The sequence below is a fragment of the Salmonella sp. 741265050_HSA genome, from assembly GCF_046569445.1.
In the GTDB taxonomy this organism is placed as follows: domain Bacteria; phylum Pseudomonadota; class Gammaproteobacteria; order Enterobacterales; family Enterobacteriaceae; genus Salmonella; species Salmonella enterica.
This window is the reverse complement of the sequence record NZ_JBKFSV010000010.1, coordinates 104,485-124,740: the sequence shown is the minus strand read 5'-3', so window position 1 is coordinate 124,740 and position 20,256 is coordinate 104,485. Positions and strand designations below refer to the sequence as shown.

20 protein-coding genes and 2 pseudogenes are annotated in these 20,256 nt (G+C 52.6%); 16 read left to right on the top strand and 6 right to left on the bottom strand.

Features of this window, described 5'->3' with window-relative positions:
- The first annotated feature begins 32 nt into the window (after positions 1–32).
- On the top strand, positions 33–536 hold the full coding sequence (locus ACLD4F_RS16400) for a GNAT family N-acetyltransferase (RefSeq protein ID WP_024797435.1): 504 nt from the start codon (positions 33–35) through the stop codon (positions 534–536).
- 106 nt (positions 537–642) lie between these two features.
- Complete coding sequence (locus ACLD4F_RS16395; protein WP_000826193.1) at positions 643–1,131, top strand: DUF3617 domain-containing protein; 489 nt, start codon at positions 643–645, stop codon at positions 1,129–1,131.
- Positions 1,132–1,372: 241 nt separating this feature from the next.
- Here the strand turns inward: ACLD4F_RS16395 and miaE are convergent.
- Together miaE and rraB are read right to left on the bottom strand one after the other, a co-directional pair.
- A pseudogene (gene miaE / locus ACLD4F_RS16390) lies at positions 1,373–2,184 on the bottom strand (tRNA isopentenyl-2-thiomethyl-A-37 hydroxylase MiaE).
- An 11-nt stretch (positions 2,185–2,195) separates the two neighbouring features.
- Positions 2,196–2,612, bottom strand: coding sequence for a ribonuclease E inhibitor RraB (gene rraB, locus ACLD4F_RS16385; protein ID WP_000002940.1), 417 nt, complete (start codon positions 2,610–2,612; stop codon positions 2,196–2,198).
- 16 nt (positions 2,613–2,628) lie between these two features.
- Between rraB and argL the strand changes: the two genes are divergently transcribed.
- On the top strand, positions 2,629–2,808 hold the full coding sequence (gene argL, locus ACLD4F_RS16380) for a putative translational regulatory protein ArgL (RefSeq protein ID WP_371045364.1): 180 nt from the start codon (positions 2,629–2,631) through the stop codon (positions 2,806–2,808).
- Positions 2,778–3,782, top strand: a complete 1,005-nt coding sequence (gene argF, locus ACLD4F_RS16375) for an ornithine carbamoyltransferase (RefSeq protein ID WP_000103041.1) — start codon at positions 2,778–2,780, stop codon at positions 3,780–3,782. The genes argL and argF (ACLD4F_RS16375) overlap by 31 nt, the downstream gene beginning before the upstream one ends.
- A 73-nt stretch (positions 3,783–3,855) precedes the next feature.
- Here argF (ACLD4F_RS16375) and ACLD4F_RS16370 read toward each other — a convergent pair whose 3' ends face one another.
- On the bottom strand, positions 3,856–4,308 hold the full coding sequence (locus ACLD4F_RS16370) for a YhcH/YjgK/YiaL family protein (protein ID WP_001647361.1): 453 nt from the start codon (positions 4,306–4,308) through the stop codon (positions 3,856–3,858).
- A 675-nt stretch (positions 4,309–4,983) separates the two neighbouring features.
- Between ACLD4F_RS16370 and arcA the strand changes: the two genes are divergently transcribed.
- From arcA to ACLD4F_RS16345, 5 genes are all read left to right on the top strand, one after another.
- The gene (gene arcA, locus ACLD4F_RS16365) at positions 4,984–6,204 is read left to right on the top strand and encodes an arginine deiminase (protein ID WP_024797433.1); all 1,221 of its coding nucleotides are present in this window, start codon (positions 4,984–4,986) and stop codon (positions 6,202–6,204) included.
- 10 nt (positions 6,205–6,214) lie between these two features.
- Complete coding sequence (arcC, locus tag ACLD4F_RS16360) at positions 6,215–7,147, top strand: carbamate kinase (RefSeq protein WP_000428751.1); 933 nt, start codon at positions 6,215–6,217, stop codon at positions 7,145–7,147.
- A gap of 111 nt (positions 7,148–7,258) precedes the next feature.
- Positions 7,259–8,263, top strand: a complete 1,005-nt coding sequence (gene argF, locus ACLD4F_RS16355) for an ornithine carbamoyltransferase (protein ID WP_411010937.1) — start codon at positions 7,259–7,261, stop codon at positions 8,261–8,263.
- Positions 8,264–8,318: 55 nt separating this feature from the next.
- The gene (locus tag ACLD4F_RS16350) at positions 8,319–9,722 is read left to right on the top strand and encodes a YfcC family protein (RefSeq protein ID WP_000514420.1); all 1,404 of its coding nucleotides are present in this window, start codon (positions 8,319–8,321) and stop codon (positions 9,720–9,722) included.
- A 186-nt stretch (positions 9,723–9,908) separates the two neighbouring features.
- Positions 9,909–10,397 carry an arginine repressor gene (locus tag ACLD4F_RS16345; RefSeq protein ID WP_000666051.1) on the top strand — a complete coding sequence of 163 codons (489 nt, stop codon included), beginning with the start codon at positions 9,909–9,911 and terminating at the stop codon, positions 10,395–10,397.
- Here the strand turns inward: ACLD4F_RS16345 and ACLD4F_RS16340 are convergent.
- Positions 10,367–10,508: pseudogene (locus tag ACLD4F_RS16340) on the bottom strand (hypothetical protein). The gene ACLD4F_RS16345 and the pseudogene ACLD4F_RS16340 sit on opposite strands and share 31 nt — an antisense overlap.
- Between ACLD4F_RS16340 and pyrL the strand changes: the two are divergent.
- From pyrL to ridA, 4 genes are all read left to right on the top strand, one after another.
- Entirely contained in the window at positions 10,488–10,589 is a 102-nt protein-coding gene (gene pyrL, locus ACLD4F_RS16335) for a pyr operon leader peptide (RefSeq protein WP_000249504.1), read from the top strand. The pseudogene ACLD4F_RS16340 and the gene pyrL overlap by 21 nt on opposite strands.
- 35 nt (positions 10,590–10,624) lie before the next feature.
- A complete protein-coding gene (gene pyrB / locus ACLD4F_RS16330) occupies positions 10,625–11,560 on the top strand; it encodes an aspartate carbamoyltransferase (protein WP_000013055.1) in 936 nt (311 codons plus the stop codon).
- 12 nt (positions 11,561–11,572) lie between these two features.
- Positions 11,573–12,034, top strand: coding sequence for an aspartate carbamoyltransferase regulatory subunit (gene pyrI, locus ACLD4F_RS16325; RefSeq protein ID WP_000148566.1), 462 nt, complete (start codon positions 11,573–11,575; stop codon positions 12,032–12,034).
- Between the two features lie 76 nt (positions 12,035–12,110).
- Complete coding sequence (ridA, locus tag ACLD4F_RS16320) at positions 12,111–12,497, top strand: 2-iminobutanoate/2-iminopropanoate deaminase (protein ID WP_411010936.1); 387 nt, start codon at positions 12,111–12,113, stop codon at positions 12,495–12,497.
- An 88-nt stretch (positions 12,498–12,585) separates the two neighbouring features.
- Here ridA and mgtA read toward each other — a convergent pair whose 3' ends face one another.
- Positions 12,586–15,294 carry a magnesium-translocating P-type ATPase gene (gene mgtA, locus ACLD4F_RS16315; RefSeq protein ID WP_411010935.1) on the bottom strand — a complete coding sequence of 903 codons (2,709 nt, stop codon included), beginning with the start codon at positions 15,292–15,294 and terminating at the stop codon, positions 12,586–12,588.
- 140 nt (positions 15,295–15,434) lie between these two features.
- Positions 15,435–15,488 carry a mgtA regulatory leader peptide MgtL gene (mgtL, locus tag ACLD4F_RS16310; RefSeq protein WP_099374030.1) on the bottom strand — a complete coding sequence of 18 codons (54 nt, stop codon included), beginning with the start codon at positions 15,486–15,488 and terminating at the stop codon, positions 15,435–15,437.
- Between the two features lie 189 nt (positions 15,489–15,677).
- Here mgtL and treR point away from each other — a divergent pair, with 189 nt between their 5' ends.
- The 3 genes from treR to treC all read left to right on the top strand — a co-directional run bounded on the left by treR (position 15,678) and on the right by treC (position 19,883).
- Positions 15,678–16,625 carry a trehalose operon repressor TreR gene (treR, locus tag ACLD4F_RS16305; protein ID WP_001181297.1) on the top strand — a complete coding sequence of 316 codons (948 nt, stop codon included), beginning with the start codon at positions 15,678–15,680 and terminating at the stop codon, positions 16,623–16,625.
- A gap of 137 nt (positions 16,626–16,762) precedes the next feature.
- A complete protein-coding gene (gene treB / locus ACLD4F_RS16300; RefSeq protein ID WP_000048846.1) occupies positions 16,763–18,181 on the top strand; it encodes a PTS trehalose transporter subunit IIBC in 1,419 nt (472 codons plus the stop codon).
- A 49-nt stretch (positions 18,182–18,230) separates the two neighbouring features.
- Positions 18,231–19,883, top strand: a complete 1,653-nt coding sequence (treC, locus tag ACLD4F_RS16295) for an alpha,alpha-phosphotrehalase (RefSeq protein ID WP_411010934.1) — start codon at positions 18,231–18,233, stop codon at positions 19,881–19,883.
- The last annotated feature ends 373 nt before the right edge of the window (positions 19,884–20,256 follow it).

Genomic DNA, 20,256 nt, shown 5'->3' with positions numbered 1-20,256 from the left:
CTATAAATAAATTTTAAAAATTGAGCCATATTATGAATAATGTCGCCTCGCCAACGCTCACGGTGCGCCGAATCACTACCGCCGACAATGCCGCTATTGCCCGTGTCATCCGTCAGGTTTCAGCGGAATACGGACTTACCGCCGATAAAGGTTATACCGTTGCCGACCCCAATCTGGATGAACTGTATCAGGTTTATAGCCAACCGGGCGCAGCCTACTGGGTGGTAGAGCAAAACGGTTGTGTGGTGGGCGGTGGCGGCGTGGCGCCGTTATCCTGTAGCGAACCAGACATTTGTGAACTGCAAAAAATGTATTTTTTACCGATGATTCGTGGTCAGGGGCTGGCGAAAAAGCTGGCGCTGATGGCGCTGGATCATGCCCGTGAACAGGGTTTTAAACGCTGCTATCTGGAAACAACGGCTTTTTTACGCGAGGCGATTGCGCTATACGAACGTTTAGGATTTGAGCATATTAGCGAACCGCTCGGCTGCACCGGACATGTCGATTGCGAAGTGAGGATGTTAAAGGATCTCTGAAAACCAGGCGTTTATTTATCCTCGCCAGGTATTATTTTTGCTGATATAAGTAATCCCGGAAACATCCTGTTATCCGGGAATCACTTATTATTCAAGGAAGTTATAAATGAAACGCCTATTATCAGCAATTGTTTTCCCCGCTATGTTTATTAGTATCTCTAATGTATATGCATTAGATATACAGCCCGGCGAATGGAAAATGGAAAATATAGAAATGCGCACCATCAATCCAGATACAAAAGAAGTATTAATGGATGAAAAAAATTCGGGCATAGCGACGCTTATGTGTTATACCCCTAAAATGTCTGAAGATTCTAAAAAAATGGTGAAGGGTTTTTCTACCAGTGCAGGCGGTTGCACGACAACATTTGTAGAAAGTACGGATACCAAACTGATCAATGAGACTGTGTGTAATAATCCTGATGTCAAATCGCACTCTATTGTAGAAACGACGAAAATAAGCGATACAGAATTTGCGATGACCATGAAATCGGATGTCGATGCAGGAGGTAATAAAACAACCTCCATCAACAAAATTAAACAAACCTTTGTTGGCAAGACCTGCTCTGAAGCGTCAAAAGGCGTGAAACAGTAACTATTTCAACACAAAAACCCGTAGTGATGATGCAAAAATGGCATTGTTCACGGTCACCTTTCGGGAATATAACACTGAGTGAGTTCTTTTGCCTGCCGCTGGCAGGCTTTACTCAGGACAGAATATCATGAAAATGACTTTTCCTGCTTGCCAGCAGCTTGATGCCGGGCGGATGACCACCACAAATTTTGCAGACGGCGACAGCGTAAAAGATAAAAACGCTAATCTTTAATTTTACCCTTTATCCGACGGCTGGCACGCCGCTATGAAAACGAAACTCGCGGTCTGGCGACAAGATAAGGTCAGCTTCCACGTCGCCAAAATAGCGCACGCGCGCAGAAATGTCCTCGGCGGAAATCTGCTGCGCCAGCGCCAGGTAATCCTGATAATGCCGCGCTTCGGAGCGCAGAAGCGAGAGATAAAACGTCTGTAAATCCTCATCCAGCCAGGGCGCCAGAGCGGCAAAACGTTCGCAGGAGCGGGCTTCGATATACGCCCCGCAAATCAGCTTATCAATTAAGGTGAGCGGTTCGTGCGTGCGTACCGCTTTCAACATTCCTTTCGCGTAGCGGCTGGCGGTGATTTTCACATAAGGAATGTTTCTGGCCTGCATGACCTCGCGTACCTGCCAAAAATGGTGCAACTCCTCTTTAATCAATAACACCATACGGTCGATAAGCTGACGACCCCAGGGGTCATCAGCTTGCGGCATGGCGCTTTTGCTAATCTGTTTATGCAGGGCAACAAAATCCGGCTCCGGCCCCTGACGAAACGCGAACGCCTCGTAAGGTTGCAGCCAGGCGAGCAGCGCGTCGGCGCCCGATTTATCGGCGACATATTTACGCACCAACAGCAACGCGGTTTGCGCAGCCTTCAGTTCGCAGATCAAGTGATCGGTAAGCAGAAGAGGAAGATTTTGCGGATCGCGGGCCTGGACAATCCACGCCTGCGGCGTCGGGCAATGCAGGAAATTAAGCACCGGAGAGAGTATTTGCGGGTAATTCATACGTAACCTGTAAAAAAATACGACAGCAGACGCTGCCGTACCGTCATACTATGCAGCTTTAGTGACGCACGCCGTCGTCATCTTCATCGACATAATCGTCGTCATCACCCTCTTCGCCATTAGGGTCTTCAAAATAGGTTCCCCAGCCGTCGTATTCGACATCATATTTTTCCGCCAGGTTCATCAGTTGCTCAACCTGAGCGTCGATGAGTTCGGCGTTCAACGCGCACTCGCTGAGGATGTCGCAACAAATAACCGTATCGCCCTCTTCCACTTCCAGCTCTTCCGGCTCCGTCACTTCATAGCCGAGTTTAAAGGCTTCTACCGCGGCTTTTTCCAACGTTTCGAAATCGTCAGCGGAAAGGTGATGCTCGATAGTGTACAGCGCATCCGGATCGCTGCCATCCTCAAGTAACTCTTCAATAATTAACCGCGTTTCTTCACGCTGCTCTTCCAGTAATTCCGGGTTTGCCATAGCTCGTTCCTCATAGATGTCCTGCCGATACTCTTATTGTCACATACCGCCGACGTTGCCTCCACCTTATCGAGAAAAGTTTTATCAAACAGGGTTGCAAATGAATAATCATCCATATAAAGTGAATTTTAATTCAATGAGAGGCCTAAGCCATGTGAGGGAAGTATGTCTACGTTTTACCAAAAACCTTTTTTAAAGTTACTTGATTTCACCGCCAGCGAACTCACTGCTCTGTTGCAGCTTGCCGCCAAACTGAAAGCCGATAAGAAAAACGGTAAAGAAGAACAAAAGCTGGTGGGTAAAAATATTGCGCTCATCTTCGAAAAAGACTCGACCCGGACACGATGCTCTTTCGAAGTTGCCGCATACGATCAGGGGGCGCGCGTGACGTACCTGGGCTCCAGCGGGAGCCAGATCGGCCATAAAGAGTCCATCAAAGATACTGCCCGCGTCCTGGGCCGGATGTTTGACGGTATTCAGTATCGAGGATATGGCCAGGAGATCGTCGAAACGCTGGCTGAATATTCCGGTGTGCCGGTATGGAACGGTTTAACCGATGAGTATCACCCAACGCAATTACTGGCGGATCTGCTCACCATGCAGGAACATCTGCCGGGTAAAGCCTTTAACGAGATGACGTTGGTCTATGCCGGAGACGCGCGTAATAACATGGGTAACTCCATGCTGGAAGCCGCCGCGTTAACAGGATTGGATCTCCGTCTGGTCGCGCCAAAAGCCTGCTGGCCGCAAGCCGCGTTAGTGGCGGAGTGCAGCGCCATGGCGAAAAAGAACGGTGGCGCCATCACCCTGACCGAAGATATCGCCTCGGGCGTAAAAGGCGCGGATTTTATCTATACCGATGTTTGGGTCTCTATGGGCGAACCCAAAGAGAAATGGGCGGAGCGTATTGCCCTGCTGCGTGATTATCAGGTCAACAGCCAGATGATGGCGTTAACCGGCAATCCGCAGGTTAAGTTCCTGCATTGTCTGCCTGCGTTCCATGATGACGAAACCACGCTTGGCAAAAAAATGGCCGAAGAGTACGGTTTACATGGCGGGATGGAAGTGACCGACGAGGTTTTTGAGTCTGCGGCCAGCATTGTCTTTGATGAAGCGGAAAACCGAATGCATACCATCAAAGCAGTAATGGTAGCGACGCTGTCTAAATAATGTCGTTATGATGCCGGATGGCGGTTGGCCTACAAGATCACAACGTGCAGGCGCCGCCATCCGGCACAAAATATTACGCTATCAGCATTTTCACAACCGCTTTACGTACCCGCGCCGGTTCTCCCACCGCGCACAGGGGCTTATGCACTTCGCCGGGATAAAACACCACAAAGTCACCTTCGTTCAGGACGACGGTTTTCTCGCCGACGCTCGTCGGTAAAAATGCAATGTCTTTATCCGCCAGCCAGTCCGTGTGCGGCGTTCCCGCAGGCCGGGTACTGAATGCCATCCCTTCCTGACCTTGTAGCACAATCTGAATATCAAGATAACGGGCGTGATACTCTGCGCTGCGCGATTCGCCCGGCTCCGTCATATTTTCAGAAATCATATAAAACAGCCTGTCGCCGTCAATGTCATACTTACCTGGCGCGGTCGTTGCCGTGACATGCGCATTGACGTGCTCAATTGCCTGCCGTAACGCCGTCGGCAGCCAGGCCTCCAGATGTTCAATATTGCCAATAATCATCGCATCCCCTTAGTTAAAACAGCGTTTTATTTTTCTCTTTATACGAGAAAAATGGCTGCCATACTACCCTTACTCTCATCGATTTTGCGCCAGCGCATGTTTATCGCCAGCGGTGTTTATATATTGTTAATAGTTCACCCAACTTTATGCAGCACCTATGCATAAACCCCAGCGGCGCCAAATTGCCATCACTAACAACGCTTTGATATTAAAGGCGTTAACATAAAAACGTTTTAGCGATCACAATTCGCTCTCCCTGCATAAATGACTTCTCTATCCATAGTTATTTTTAAATTATTTAAATATCTCCGATAATAAAATCCCCTTCACGCATAGTTATGCAACACTTAAAAATAATCACTTTATTTTCAATAAGTTAAGATTTAAATATCATTCAATACAACAAACAAATAATTAACAATAAAAAAATAACAAACCATATAGCTGCGTAGTAATTCATTTAATGCCTTATTGTTTTTTGAATTTCTCTGACCCGGCTCATATATTAAATAAGAAAAATAGCACTCCTTGATTGATGTGAATCTCATCACATTAACAACCCAAATAAAATTCAATCATTGCTCCCGAATTTAACTGAAACGCCGCGACTGCAAGCACGCTAAATATTTGCAGCCACTCCTTCTTTATTCTTGAAATTATGTAAAAGGTATAATGATGGAAAAGCATTTTGTCGGTTCTGAAATTGGTCAATTACACAGCGTAATGTTGCATCGTCCCAATCTCAGCCTAAAAAGACTTACCCCTTCAAATTGTCAGGAATTACTTTTTGACGATGTATTATCCGTAGAGCGCGCTGGCGAAGAGCATGACATTTTTGCCAACACGCTGCGCCAGCAAGGGATAGAAGTGTTGCTGTTAACCGACCTGCTCACCCAAACGCTGGATGTGGCTGACGCTAAAGCCTGGCTACTGGATACGCAAATTTCCGATTATCGCCTTGGGCCCACCTTTGCCGCAGACATTCGCGCCTGGCTGGCGGATATGCCGCACCGTGAACTGGCTCGCCATTTAAGCGGCGGTTTAACTTACGGCGAAATCCCCGCCTCCATAAAAAATATGGTGGTCGATACTCACGATATTAATGACTTTATTATGAAGCCATTACCGAATCACCTATTTACCCGTGACACGTCCTGCTGGATATATAACGGCGTCTCAATTAACCCCATGGCGAAACCTGCACGCCAACGTGAAACGAATAATTTACGTGCTATTTATCGCTGGCATCCTCAATTCGCAGGCGGTGATTTCATTAAATATTTCGGCGACGAGGACATTAATTACGACCACGCCACTTTAGAGGGCGGCGATGTGCTGGTGATTGGCCGCGGCGCGGTGTTGATCGGTATGTCTGAACGTACTACGCCGCAGGGTGTCGAGTTCCTGGCGCAGGCATTGTTTAAACATCGTCAGGCGGAACGCGTCATTGCCGTTGAACTGCCAAAACATCGCTCCTGTATGCACCTTGACACCGTCATGACCCACATTGATATCGACACCTTCTCCGTCTATCCGGAAGTCGTTCGCCCGGACGTTCAGTGCTGGACGCTGACGCCAGACGGACGCGGCGGTCTGAAACGAACCCAGGAGAGCACGCTGGTTCATGCTCTTGAAAAAGCGCTTGGCATCGATCAGGTGCGCTTAATCACCACTGGCGGCGACGCATTTGAAGCTGAGCGCGAACAGTGGAATGACGCCAATAACGTGCTCACCCTGCGTCCCGGCGTGGTGGTGGGCTATGAGCGCAACATCTGGACCAACGAAAAATACGACAAAGCCGGCATTACCGTCCTTCCCATTCCCGGCGATGAACTGGGTCGCGGGCGCGGAGGCGCACGCTGCATGAGCTGTCCACTGGAACGCGATGGTATTTAAAGGAGACGTTATGGAAAACAAACGCACACTGGTCGTCGCGCTGGGCGGCAATGCGCTGCTCAAACGCGGCGAACCGCTGGAGGCTGATATTCAGCGTAAAAATATCGAACTGGCGGCCAGAACCATCGCCCAGCTTACCCGGCAATGGCGCGTAGTGTTAGTGCACGGCAACGGCCCACAGGTAGGACTGCTGGCGCTACAAAATAGCGCCTACGCTAACGTTACGCCCTACCCGCTCGATATTCTCGGTGCGGAAAGCCAGGGCATGATTGGCTACATGCTGCAACAGGCGCTGAAGAATCATCTGCCGGAGCGTGAAATCAGCGTCCTGCTCACCCAGGTCGAAGTCGATGCCAACGACCCGGCATTCCTCAATCCAACCAAATATATCGGACCGATTTACGACGAAGCGCAGGCCCGTGCGTTACAGGCAGAAAAGGGCTGGGTATTCAAAGCCGACGGTAACGCCTTCCGCCGCGTTGTGCCCTCCCCGCAGCCGAAACGCATTGTGGAAAACGATGCCATCCGCGCGCTAATTAGCCGCGATCACCTGGTTATCTGTAACGGCGGCGGCGGCGTGCCAGTCGTGGAAAAAGCCGATGGCTACCACGGTATCGAGGCGGTGATCGACAAAGATCTGTCCGCCGCCCTGCTTGCCAGCCAAATTCACGCCGACGCGCTGCTCATTCTGACCGATGCCGACGCGGTGTATCTCGACTGGGGCAAACCCACCCAACGCCCGCTGGCGCAGGTTACGCCGGAGCTGCTTCGTGAAATGCAGTTCGACGCCGGTTCGATGGGCCCGAAAGTGACCGCCTGCGCTGAGTTTGTCAGCCATTGCCGCGGCATTGCCGGAATCGGCTCGCTGGCGGATGGGCAAGCCATTCTCGCGGGCGAGAAAGGTACTTTGATTCGGTGTGAAACCGCCGACGTTGACGCATAAGGCTTTTTACCGGATGGCGGCTTCCGCCTTATTCGGCCTACAGAGCGCGCATAACCGTGGGCCGGATAAGCGCAGCGCCATCAGGCAATTCATTTTAACAAGGATATTGTAATGGTTATTTCACTGAAAAATCGTAACTTTTTGAAGCTGCTTGACTACACCCCGGCGGAAATCCAACACCTCATCGATCTGGCTATTGAGCTGAAAGCCGCAAAAAAAGCCGGATGCGAAAAGCAAACACTGATCGGCAAAAACATCGCGCTGATTTTTGAAAAAACCTCTACCCGCACACGATGCGCGTTTGAAGTCGCCGCTTTCGACCAGGGCGCGCAGGTGACTTATCTCGGCCCAAGCGGCTCGCAGATCGGCCATAAAGAGTCCATGAAAGATACTGCTCGCGTCCTGGGGCGGATGTATGACGGCATCGAATATCGCGGTTTTGGTCAACACATTGTGGAAGAACTAGGGGAATACGCGGGCGTTCCCGTCTGGAACGGCCTGACCGATGAATTTCACCCCACACAGATCCTGGCCGATCTGATGACCATGCTGGAACACGCGCCGGGCAAAACGCTGCCGGAACTGAGCTTCGCCTACCAGGGCGACGCGCGCAACAATATGGGCAACTCGCTGATGGTGGGCGCGGCGAAGATGGGCATGGATATCCGCCTGATAGCGCCAAAGTCCTTCTGGCCTGATGCCGCGCTGGTTGCGCAGTGCCGGGAAATCGCCAGCGTTACCGGCGCTCGTATCACCTTAACGGAGAGCGTTGAAGACGGCGTTCACGGCGTGGATTTCCTCTATACCGACGTCTGGGTCTCGATGGGAGAACCCAAAGAAGCCTGGGCGGAGCGCGTCAGTCTGATGACGCCATATCAGGTCAACCAGCAGGTGGTAAACGCTACCGGTAATCCTGATGTGAAGTTTATGCACTGCCTACCCGCCTTCCATAACGAGCACACCAAAGTGGGACGCGAAATCGAAATGGCTTACGGCCTGAAAGGACTGGAGGTCACGGAAGAGGTGTTCGAGTCCGCAGGCTCGATAGTCTTCGATGAAGCGGAAAACCGGATGCACACCATCAAAGCGGTCATGGTGGCGACGCTCGGCGACTAATCCCACAGGATATGCGCCCTCGCGGCGCATATCCGTGATATCAGGAGAGAACATCATGGGTAAATTTAAATTTCCCACCGCTTATACCATCCTGTTTATTCTTATTGCCCTGGTCGCGGTGATGACCTGGATTGTGCCGGCGGGAAAATACCAAATGGCGATGAACGCCACGCTGGGAAAAGAGGTGCCGGTGGCGGGAACGTATGCCCCCGTGGACGCGCATCCGCAAGGGATTACCGCTGTTTTACTGGCGCCGATTGACGGCCTCTATAACCACGAAACCTACACCGCCGGCGCCATTGACGTCGCGCTGTTTGTCTTGATTATCGGCGGCTTTCTGGGGGTGGTGAATAAAACGGGGGCGATTGATGCCGGTATTGAACGGGTAACAGCCAAACTCAACGGCAAAGATGAGTGGATGATCCCCATTCTGATGGCGCTGTTCGCCGCAGGCGGCACTATCTATGGCATGGCGGAGGAGTCGTTGCCCTTCTACACGCTGCTGGTGCCGGTTATGATGGCGGCCCGCTTCGATCCGTTAGTGGCGGCGGCAACCGTACTACTCGGCGCGGGGATAGGCACGCTCGGTTCGACCATTAACCCTTTCGCCACGGTCATTGCCGCCAACGCCGCCGGCATCCCTTTTACTCAGGGAATGCTGATGCGCGTACTGCTGTTAATTGTCGGCTACGTACTGTGCGTGTTTTGGGTAATGCGCTATGCGCGCAAAGTCCGCGCCCATCCTGAGCTTTCTATCGTGGCGGATAAAATGGAGGAAAATCGCGCCCATTTCCTCGGCAATCGCGCCAATACACTGCTGGAGTTTACGGCTACCCGGAAATGGGTGCTGCTGATCTTCGCCGCCTCTTTCGCGGTGATGATTTACGGCGTGGCGGTTCTCGGCTGGTGGATGGCGGAAATCTCCGGCGTTTTTCTGGCGGCGGCGATTATCGTTGGCGTGATAACGCGGATGGGTGAGGAAGCGTTCACCAGTACCTTTATCGACGGCGCGCGGGATTTGCTCGGCGTGGCGCTAATTATTGGTATCGCGCGCGGCATTGTGGTGGTCATGGATAACGGTATGATTACCCACACCATTTTGCACAGCGCGGAAAGTCTGGTTTCCGGTCTATCTACCACCATTTTCATAAACGTAACCTACTGGCTGGAAGTATTGCTTTCCTTCCTGGTGCCCTCCTCTTCCGGTCTTGCCGTATTGACAATGCCCATTATGGCGCCGTTAGCGGATTTTGCCCACGTACAGCGGGATTTGGTCGTAACCGCCTACCAGTCGGCCTCCGGGATTGTGAACCTGGTTACTCCCACCTCCGCCGTGGTCATGGGCGGTCTGGCAATCGCGCGGGTTCCCTATGTCCGCTATCTGAAATGGGTCGCGCCGCTGTTGCTGATCCTGACATTGCTGAACATGGCGGTACTGAGCATCGGAGCGATGATGTAACGAGCCAGATGGCGACGCGTCTTATCCGACAGGACTGATAAGCACAGCGCCATCAGGCACGCCGTCACCTTTTTTGATCGGCTTCTCATTTTCCTGCAAAACCGCCCGATTGATCCGCAATCAATGTGACAAATGTGATGAATTTCGCCAGTCCGTTGATATCAATAATAAAGATAAGGTGCATTTATGAAGGAATACGATGATTACTCCGCCAAAGAACAACAGCAACTGGCGGTTTGTCAGCGCCTGATTAGTGAAAAAAGTTACCTGTCCCAGGAGGAGATTCGCCGCGATTTACAAAATGAGGGATTTGAAGGTATCAGTCAGTCTACGGTTTCGCGCCTGCTCAAGCTGCTGGGCGCAATAAAAATCAGAAATACGAAGGGACAAAAGATTTATTCCGTAAATCCCCAGCGGCGTCCTTCGCCGGATGCCGGACGTTCAATAGCCGAAATGGTCGTCAGCGTTGAACATAATAGCGAATTTATCCTTATCCATACGGCAGCAGGTTATGGTCGCGCCGTCGCAAGAATTCTGGATTACCACGCATTGCCGGAAATTCTCGGCGTCGTTGCCGGTAGCAGTATTGTCTGGGTCGCACCACGGGTCGTTCAGCGCACGGCGCTGGTACACAAACAAATTAATTATTTGCTTAAAATGAATTTAAATTCATAAGAACCGTTTGCGATGAGTAAATCATGCATTAATTCGCTTGATCCCAAAACAGAGCTGAGTATAATCGCGGACAATTTGCCGGGAGGAAGCATGGTTCAGTGTGTACGACATTCTGTCTTACCGCGTCTGAAAAAGGACGCAGGCCTGCCGTTTTTCTTTCCGTTGAAAACCAATACCAAGCCCCTCAATTGAGGGGCTTTTTTTTGCCCAGGCGTCAGGAGATAAACATGGCTAACCCGCTATATCAAAAACATATCATTTCCATAAACGACCTCAGCCGCGACGATCTTAATCTGGTACTGGCGACGGCGGCGAAATTAAAAGCCAACCCGCAGCCGGAGCTATTGAAACATAAAGTGATCGCCAGCTGCTTTTTCGAAGCCTCCACGCGTACCCGCCTGTCGTTTGAAACTTCAATGCATCGCCTGGGCGCCAGCGTAGTGGGCTTCTCCGACAGCGCCAACACGTCGCTGGGGAAAAAAGGAGAAACGTTAGCCGACACGATCTCAGTGATTAGCACTTACGTGGACGCGATTGTGATGCGCCATCCGCAAGAAGGCGCGGCACGTCTGGCGACGGAGTTTTCCGGTCAGGTGCCGGTGCTCAATGCGGGCGACGGTTCGAACCAGCATCCGACGCAAACCCTGTTGGATCTGTTCACCATCCAGGAAACGCAGGGCCGTCTGGATAACCTGCATATCGCGATGGTCGGCGATCTGAAATATGGCCGCACCGTGCATTCGCTAACCCAGGCGCTGGCGAAATTTAGCGGCAACCGTTTTTATTTTATCGCGCCGGACGCGCTGGCGATGCCGCAGTACATTCTGGATATGCTGGATGAAAAAGGGATGGCCTGGAGCCTGCATGGTTCTATTGAAGAGGTCATGGCCGACGTCGACATCCTCTATATGACTCGCGTACAGAAAGAGCGTCTCGACCCGTCGGAGTACGCCAATGTGAAGGCGCAGTTTGTTCTGCGCGCCAGCGACCTGAACGGCGCGCGTGAAAATATGAAAGTGCTGCACCCGCTGCCGCGGATTGATGAAATCACCACGGATGTGGATAAAACGCCACACGCCTGGTACTTCCAACAGGCGGGCAACGGTATTTTCGCTCGCCAGGCGTTACTGGCGTTGGTACTGAATAGCGAACTGAGTCTGTAAGGGAGAAAAGCGATGACACACGATAACAAACTGCAGGTTGAAGCCATTAAATGCGGCACCGTGATTGACCATATCCCTGCGCAGGTAGGCTTTAAACTGCTGAGTCTGTTTAAATTGACCGAGACCGATCAGCGAATCACTATCGGTCTGAATCTCCCGTCTGGCGAGATGGGGCGTAAAGACTTAATCAAAATAGAAAACACCTTCCTCACCGATGAGCAGGTTAACCAACTTGCTCTGTACGCGCCGCAGGCCACCGTTAACCGCATCGACAACTACGACGTAGTCGGGAAATCACGTCCCAGCCTGCCGGAGCGTATTAATAATGTGCTGGTTTGCCCGAACAGCAACTGCATCAGCCACGCGGAACCGGTATCCTCCAGCTTTGCAGTGAAAAAACGCGCCAATGATATCGCCCTCAAATGCAAATACTGTGAAAAAGAGTTTTCGCATAATGTGGTGCTGGCCAACTAATGGGGGTTGGTTATGAGATCCCGGCTCCCTATAATGAGCGGGGACATTCTATTACCGCTGTAATTCAGGAGAAATCATGAGCAAAACTATTGCGACGGAAAATGCACCAGCAGCAATCGGCCCATACGTACAGGGCGTTGACCTGGGTAGCATGGTAATCACTTCCGGTCAGATTCCGGTCGATCCGAAAACCGGTGCCGTAGCGGAAGATGTATCCGCTCAGGCACGTCAGTCGCTGGAAAACGTTAAAGCTATTGTGGAAGCCGCTGGCCTGAAAGTAGGCGACATTGTGAAAACGACCGTCTTCGTGAAAGACCTGAACGATTTCGCGACCGTCAACGCCACCTACGAAGCCTTCTTCACCGAGCACAACGCCACCTTCCCGACGCGTTCCTGCGTGGAAGTTGCCCGTCTGCCGAAAGACGTGAAAATTGAGATTGAAGCGATCGCTGTTCGTCGCTAACGCTCGTTTATAGATAGTGGCCGGATGGCGCTATCGCTTATTCGGCCTGGTATGCCATCCAGGCCGATAATGCACAATACTTCGACGCTTACTGCCAGCCATAACGTCGGCTGTAAAACCCTTTCACCAACTGGGTTAACGTCATATAGCCCGCCAGAATGGCAATCAGCCACGGGAAATAGCTTAACGGCAGCGCCTGCAATTGCAGGTAAGACGCCAGCGGCGAAAACGGCAACGAAACTCCCACGACCATCACCAACAATGTCATCGCCATCAGCGGCCAGGCGGCGCGACTTTGAATAAACGGCAGACGGCGGGTACGGATCATATGCACAATCAGCGTTTGCGACAATAATCCCACCACAAACCAGCCGGACTGGAACAAAGTTTGCGTTTCTGGCGTATTCGCATGAAATACCCACCACATCAGGCAAAAGGTCAAAATGTCGAAAATCGAGCTGATCGGACCGAAAAAGACCATAAAGCGCCCCAAATCCGCCGGATTCCAGCGCTGCGGCTTTTGAATTTGTTCTTCATCGACATTATCAAACGGAATCGCCACCTGGGATACATCGTACAGCAGGTTTTGAATCAGCAAGTGCAGCGGCAGCATTGGCAGGAACGGCAAAAAGGCGCTCGCTACCAGCACGCTAAACACGTTACCGAAATTTGAGCTGGCCGTCATCTTGATATATTTCAACATATTAGAAAAAGTACGACGACCTTCAATGACGCCTTCTTCCAGCACCATCAGGCTCTTTTCCAGCAGGATAATATCGGCCGCTTCACGGGCGATGTCCACCGCGCCATCTACCGAGATACCAATATCCGCCGCCCGCAGCGCCGGGGCATCGTTAATCCCGTCGCCCATAAAACCGACCACATGCCCCTCGCGTTTGAGTAAAGTGACGATGCGCTCTTTATGCATCGGCGTCAGACGCGCAAACAACGTCGTACGAGCGGCCAGCGCCGCCAGCGCGTCGTCGCTTAACCCTTCAATATCACTGCCAATAACGACATCGCCCGCATCCAGCCCAACTTCATGGCAAACTTTCGCCGCTACCAGCTCGCTGTCGCCGGTGAGAATTTTCACCGTAATTCCGCTCGCCTTCAGCGCTTTCAGCGCCGGCGCGGTGGTCTCTTTCGGCGGATCGAGAAAAGCGATATACCCTTCCAGGATCAGGTCAGATTCATCGATACGCTGGTAATCGCCCTCACGCGCAGGCAGGTATTTGGTCGCGACGGCGACCACGCGTAGCCCCTGACGGTTCAGCGTGTCGGTAACGCGTTTCACCCGGCGCAGCATATTGTCGTCCAGCGGCACAATATCGCCGTTGTGGCGCACCTGAGTACACACGTTCAGGATCTCCTGTAACGCGCCTTTGCAGACCAGTTGATGCACGCTCGAATCTTCGGCCACCACCACCGACATCCGGCGACGCTCAAAATCAAACGGGATCTCATCGATTTTCTGCCAGCGTCCGGAGAGCTGACGCGCGGCGGTTTCGTCTACTCCCTCCAGGACCGCCGTATCCAGTAAATTTTTTAGACCGGTCTGATAATGGCTGTTCAGCCAGGCGCAATGCAGTACATGCTCGCTGGGCTTACCAGAAATATCCGTGTGATTCTCCAGCACAATTTTATCCTGCGTCAGAGTGCCGGTTTTATCAGTGCACAGAATATCCATCGCGCCGAAGTTCTGAATCGCATCAAGGTGCTTCACGATAACTTTCTGTTTCGAAAGCTTCACCGCCCCGCGCGCGAGGGTGGAGGTGACGATCATCGGCAACATTTCTGGGGTGAGTCCTACCGCGACCGAAAGCGCAAATAACGCCGCTTCCCACCAGTCACCTTTCGTGTAACCATTAATAATCAGTACTACCGGCGCCATGACCAGCATAAAGCGGATCAGCAACATACTGACGCGGCTAATTCCTTTCTGGAAAGCGTTCTGCTCGTTATCTTGTTCCGACACGCGCCCCGCCAATTGACCAAACCAGGTGCCGGCGCCGGTCGCCATCACCACGGCCTGCGCCGTTCCGCTCACGACGTTCGTCCCCATAAAGCACAGCGTGTCGCACTCAAGCGGGTTATTTTGCCGGGGCTCACGCGTCGCGGCGACTTTCTCGACCGGCAGAGATTCGCCGGTCAGCGACGCCTGGGCGACAAACAGATCGCGCGCCTGGATAATCCGTAAATCCGCCGGGATCATATCCCCCGCCGCCAGCTTAATAATATCGCCGGGCACCAGTTGATCGATGGGTAACTCCAGCCAGGCGTTTTCGCCATTTTCATTAATAACCCGCAGTACGGTAGCGGTATTGCTCACCATCGCTTTTAGCGCGTCCGCCGCTTTTGTCGAGCGCGCTTCCTGCACAAAATTCAGCAGCGTTGAGATACCGACCATCAGGGCGATAACGCCTGCGGCAAACAGATCCTCCGTGGCATAAGAAATGCCGCCAAGAATCGTGAGTAAGATGTTGAAAGGATTGCGATAACATACCCACAGATGCCCCCACCACGGCGAGGGTTTCTGTGCCGGAAGGCGGTTTTCTCCATGCTTTTCACGCGCGCGCGTCACCTCGGCGGCGTTTAATCCCTCCGGGTGCGTATCAAAAACGCGCCAGAGCGTCTCCTGCTCCATTGCCGCGACTTTCAGACAGCGCTCGCTCAGCGAAGGCGGGATAGTCGCATTTACCGCGGTCTGCGCGCCGGGCAGCGGATCGCGGTGAACCAGACGATAAGGCAAATGGCGATTAAGCCGGGCAAAAAGCTGGCGGGTAATGGTTTTTAGCATAGGTAATCCCTCCGCGCCGAAGTCAGGCGCAGAAAATTCTTCAGGCGCGGCAAAGCCTTGCCCGATGAGCAATGTTTAAATAAAAACAGGGACGTTATTGTGTCACTGTCTTACACACCGGTAAGACAGCAGAGGCAGGCTTACCGGAAAAGGAAAATTCTCCATCGCGGGAGAGGGGTGGGTTCAGGGTCCATGTCGCCTCCGGTAAGTAAATAATTTGCGCCGCGGATTATACGCATAAATCCATAAGTTTTGTGGCAATTATGGCGGTATCATACCGTTACGTAATTAAACCAACGATAAACCAGACTTTGCCCATTGCCCTTCGCTTGAGTAAAGTTACTCTTTTTATCACCATCAGCGTCACGCCACGGGAAAACAGGATGCAAAACCGGCTCACTATCAAAGACATCGCCCGCCTGAGCGGCGTAGGGAAATCAACCGTTTCCCGCGTGCTTAACAATGAAAGCGGCGTAAGCGAACGTACCCGCGAGCGTGTCGAAGCGGTGATGAATCAACACGGTTTCTCTCCGTCCCGCTCTGCCCGCGCGATGCGGGGACAAAGCGATAAAGTGGTCGCTATTATCGTCACTCGCCTTGATTCGTTGTCTGAAAACCTCGCGGTTCAGACCATGCTGCCTGCGTTTTATGAACAGGGCTACGACCCTATTATGATGGAAAGTCAGTTCTCGCCGACGCTGGTAATGGAACATCTGGGCATGCTCAGACGACGTAACATTGATGGCGTGGTGCTGTTTGGCTTTACCGGCATCACAGAAGAGCTGATCGCCCCCTGGAAAGCCTCGCTGGTGCTGCTGGCAAGAGATGCGCAAGGTTTTGCCTCCGTCTGTTACGACGACGAGGGCGCGATTCATATCCTTATGCAGCGGCTGTATGAGCAGGGACACCGCAACATTAGTTTTCTGGGCGTTCCCCATAGCGATATTACCACCGGCAAACGTCGGCATGACGCATACCTGGCGTTTTGCAAAAAACATAAACTTCATCCCGTCGCCGCCCTGCCCGGTCTTGCCATGAAGCAGGGCTATGAGCATACGGCAAGTGTCATCATGCCGGATACCACCGCGTTAGTCTGCGCCACCGATACGCTGGCGTTGGGCGCCAGCAAGTATTTACAGGAGCAACGTATTGAGACGCTACAACTGGCAAGCGTCGGGAACACGCCGCTGATAAAATTCCTGCACCCGGAGATCGTCACTGTCGATCCTGGCTATGCTGAAGCCGGACGACAGGCGGCTTCGCAACTGATCGAACAGATCAATGGCCGCTGCGATCCGCGCCGGATCGTCATTCCTTCTACCCTCGCCTGAGTGACTGATTAAACGGAATACCACGAGTAATTTGTGATCGTCGCTGCGTTTCGGGAACGTTCCCATTTTTAAATCAACGTTGAAGAGATACTCTTGCGCCAACCCATAACATACCTCCTCTGCCATGAGGCTTTACGATGAGCAAAGTAAAACAAGCCGATATCGACCGGCTGGTTGACCTGGTCGGCGGGCGCGACAACATCGCCACGGTGAGCCACTGCATTACTCGCCTGCGCTTTGTGCTCCACCAGCCCGCGAACGCCAGGCCAAAAGAGATCGAACAATTACCGATGGTTAAAGGCTGTTTCACCAACGCCGGGCAGTTTCAGGTGGTGATCGGCACCGAAGTCGGCGATTACTATAACGCGCTGCTGGAGACCACCGGCAAAGCGTATGCCGATAAAGAGCAGGCCAAAAAAGCCGCTCGCCAGAACATGAAGTGGCATGAGCAGTTAATTTCCCACTTTGCGGAGATCTTCTTTCCGCTACTACCGGCGTTGATCAGCGGCGGTTTGATCTTAGGCTTTCGTAACGTGATCGGCGATGTGCCGATGAGCAACGGCCAAACGCTGGCGCAGATGCATCCGGCGCTAAAAACGCTTTATGATTTTTTATGGTTGATCGGCGAAGCGATCTTTTTCTATTTGCCGGTGGGGATCTGCTGGTCGGCGGTGAAAAAAATGGGCGGCACGCCGATTCTTGGTATCGTGCTCGGCGTGACGCTGGTGTCGCCGCAGTTGATGAATGCGTATCTGCTGGGCCAGCAAACGCCGGACGTCTGGAACTTCGGCTTATTTAGCATTGAGAAAGTGGGCTACCAGGCGCAGGTTATCCCGGCGCTACTGGCAGGGCTGGCGCTTGGGTTTATTGAAACGCGGTTGAAACGCATCGTGCCGGATTATCTCTACCTGGTCGTCGTCCCGGTTTGTTCGTTGATACTGGCCGTCTTTCTCGCCCACACCTTTATCGGCCCCTTTGGTCGTATGATCGGCGACGGCGTGGCCTTTGCGGTACGTTATCTGATGACCGGCAGTTTCGCCCCGATAGGCGCGGCGCTGTTCGGCTTCCTGTATGCCCCGCTGGTCATTACCGGCGTCCACCAGACAACGCTCGCTATCGATATGCAGATGATCCAGAGCATGGGCGGTACGCCAGTCTGGCCGCTGATTGCGCTGTCGAATATCGCGCAGGCCTCCGCCGTGGTGGGCATCATCATCTCCAGCCGTAAACACAATGAACGCGAGATCTCCGTTCCTGCCGCCATTTCCGCTTACCTTGGGGTAACCGAACCGGCGATGTACGGTATCAACCTGAAGTATCGTTTTCCGATGCTATGCGCGATGATCGGCTCTGGTCTGGCGGGACTGCTCTGCGGTCTGAACGGCGTCATCGCCAACGGTATCGGCGTGGGCGGCCTGCCGGGTATCCTGTCTATACCGCCGCGCTACTGGCAGGTGTACGGCATGGCGATGGTTATCGCGATCGTTATCCCGGTGATTCTGACCACCTTTATCTATCAGCGTAAGCATCGTCAGGGCACATTACAAATTGTCTAATTCTTCTTCGGGGCGCAGTTGCGTCCCAACGCACTTGCAGGAAACAACAATGACTATTCCCCTCTGGTGGCAAAACGGCGTTATTTATCAGATCTACCCGAAAAGTTTTCAGGACACGACCGGCAGCGGCACCGGCGATTTACGCGGCGTCACGCAGCACCTTGACTATCTACAGCGACTCGGCGTAGATGCCATCTGGCTCACGCCGTTTTATATCTCGCCGCAGGTGGATAACGGTTATGACGTCGCAAATTATACGGCCATCGACCCGACCTACGGCACGCTGGATGATTTTGACGAGCTGGTCGCGCAGGCGAAAGCACGCGGTATTCGTATCATCCTGGATATGGTGTTTAACCATACTTCTACCCAGCACGCCTGGTTTCGCGAAGCGCTGAACAAAGAGAGTCCATACCGTCAGTTTTATATCTGGCGCGATGGCACGCCGGATGTCTGCCCGAATAACTGGCAATCCAAATTTGGCGGCAGCGCCTGGCGCTGGCATAGCCAGAGCGAACAATATTATTTACACCTTTTCGCGCCTGAACAGGCCGACCTGAACTGGGAAAACCCCGCCGTGCGCGCCGAGCTGAAAAAGGTCTGCGAATTCTGGGTCGATCGCGGCGTGGATGGCCTGCGTCTGGACGTGGTGAACCTGATCGCCAAAGATCAGGATTTTCCTGACGATCCGACGGGCGACGGACGCCGCTTTTATACCGACGGACCGCGCGCGCATACGTTTTTACGCGAAATGAACCGTGACGTTTTTACGCCGCGTAATCTGATGACGGTAGGCGAAATGTCCTCTACCACGCTGGAAAACTGCCAGCAATATGCCGCGCTTAGCGGCGACGAACTCTCGATGACCTTCAATTTTCATCATCTGAAGGTGGATTACCCCAATGGCGAAAAGTGGACGCTGGCAAAACCTGATTATGTGGCGCTGAAAGCGTTGTTCCGCCACTGGCAACAGGGGATGCATAACGTCGCCTGGAACGCGTTATTCTGGTGTAATCACGATCAGCCGCGCATCGTTTCCCGCTTTGGCGACGAGGGTGAATACCGGGTTCCAGCCGCGAAAATGCTGGCGATGGCGCTGCACGGTATGCAAGGGACGCCTTATATCTATCAGGGCGAAGAAATCGGCATGACCAACCCACACTTTACCCGCATCACCGATTATCGCGACGTGGAAAGCCATAACATGTTTGCCGCGCTACGCGCCGCCGGACGCGACCCCGACGAACTACTGGCTATCCTGGCCAGTAAATCCCGCGACAACAGCCGCACGCCGATGCAGTGGGACAACGGTAAAAACGCCGGTTTCACCCAGGGCGAGCCGTGGATAAGCCTGTGCGATAACTATACGGAGGTTAACGTCGCGGCGGCATTACGCGATGAAAACTCAGTGTTTTACACCTATCAAAAGCTGATTGCGCTACGTAAAACCCAGCCTGTACTGATCTGGGGCGATTATCAGGATCTCCTCCCGGATAGCCCATCAGTATGGTGTTATCGCCGCCAGTGGCAGGGGCAAGCCCTGCTGGTTGTCGCCAATCTGAGCGACCAGTGCCAGGAGTGGCATCCGCCGCATATCAAAGGACAGTGGCAGGCGCTACTGCATAATTATGGCGAGGTCGCCAGCCAGCCAGCCGCGATGACGCTCCGCCCATTTGAAGCCATCTGGTGGTTACAACGCTAACGCGACGTCCTTATACGGATAAACGCCACAAACCTATTGACACGGGCTGTGGCGTTGCTCCAGGTTACTGACTGTTTTTGTTGAATAATTAATCAGATTTTTCTTGCTATCTTTTACAAACGCTACAGCGCCCGCCATCTGTACGCTCTGATTTTTACCTTGTTCTACATCAATAAAATTGCAAACATCCTTGATGCAAATCACTACATATAGACTTTAAAATGCACGCCGACCCAATATGTTGTATTAATTGACTACAATTGCTACAACACCTGTTCACTCGACACAAGGTGAATTGTGGATAACCTGGGTCAGGATTGCGGGAAGTCGTTGGAAAAGAGATGAATAAACCTGTTATGGCTTCCCCGGCCTC

What these genes read in the sequence shown, in the direction of transcription:
- ACLD4F_RS16400 (WP_024797435.1), top strand. Translation starts at nt 33, where the DNA reads ATGAATAATGTCGCCTCGCCAACGCTCACGGTGCGCCGAATCACTACC.
- ACLD4F_RS16395 (WP_000826193.1), top strand. Translation starts at nt 643, where the DNA reads ATGAAACGCCTATTATCAGCAATTGTTTTCCCCGCTATGTTTATTAGT.
- rraB (WP_000002940.1), bottom strand. Translation starts at nt 2,612, where the DNA reads ATGGCAAACCCGGAATTACTGGAAGAGCAGCGTGAAGAAACGCGGTTA.
- argL (WP_371045364.1), top strand. Translation starts at nt 2,629, where the DNA reads ATGTCCTGCCGATACTCTTATTGTCACATACCGCCGACGTTGCCTCCA.
- argF (WP_000103041.1), top strand. Translation starts at nt 2,778, where the DNA reads ATGTCTACGTTTTACCAAAAACCTTTTTTAAAGTTACTTGATTTCACC.
- ACLD4F_RS16370 (WP_001647361.1), bottom strand. Translation starts at nt 4,308, where the DNA reads ATGATTATTGGCAATATTGAACATCTGGAGGCCTGGCTGCCGACGGCG.
- arcA (WP_024797433.1), top strand. Translation starts at nt 4,984, where the DNA reads ATGGAAAAGCATTTTGTCGGTTCTGAAATTGGTCAATTACACAGCGTA.
- arcC (WP_000428751.1), top strand. Translation starts at nt 6,215, where the DNA reads ATGGAAAACAAACGCACACTGGTCGTCGCGCTGGGCGGCAATGCGCTG.
- argF (WP_411010937.1), top strand. Translation starts at nt 7,259, where the DNA reads ATGGTTATTTCACTGAAAAATCGTAACTTTTTGAAGCTGCTTGACTAC.
- ACLD4F_RS16350 (WP_000514420.1), top strand. Translation starts at nt 8,319, where the DNA reads ATGGGTAAATTTAAATTTCCCACCGCTTATACCATCCTGTTTATTCTT.
- ACLD4F_RS16345 (WP_000666051.1), top strand. Translation starts at nt 9,909, where the DNA reads ATGAAGGAATACGATGATTACTCCGCCAAAGAACAACAGCAACTGGCG.
- pyrL (WP_000249504.1), top strand. Translation starts at nt 10,488, where the DNA reads ATGGTTCAGTGTGTACGACATTCTGTCTTACCGCGTCTGAAAAAGGAC.
- pyrB (WP_000013055.1), top strand. Translation starts at nt 10,625, where the DNA reads ATGGCTAACCCGCTATATCAAAAACATATCATTTCCATAAACGACCTC.
- pyrI (WP_000148566.1), top strand. Translation starts at nt 11,573, where the DNA reads ATGACACACGATAACAAACTGCAGGTTGAAGCCATTAAATGCGGCACC.
- ridA (WP_411010936.1), top strand. Translation starts at nt 12,111, where the DNA reads ATGAGCAAAACTATTGCGACGGAAAATGCACCAGCAGCAATCGGCCCA.
- mgtA (WP_411010935.1), bottom strand. Translation starts at nt 15,294, where the DNA reads ATGCTAAAAACCATTACCCGCCAGCTTTTTGCCCGGCTTAATCGCCAT.
- treR (WP_001181297.1), top strand. Translation starts at nt 15,678, where the DNA reads ATGCAAAACCGGCTCACTATCAAAGACATCGCCCGCCTGAGCGGCGTA.
- treB (WP_000048846.1), top strand. Translation starts at nt 16,763, where the DNA reads ATGAGCAAAGTAAAACAAGCCGATATCGACCGGCTGGTTGACCTGGTC.
- treC (WP_411010934.1), top strand. Translation starts at nt 18,231, where the DNA reads ATGACTATTCCCCTCTGGTGGCAAAACGGCGTTATTTATCAGATCTAC.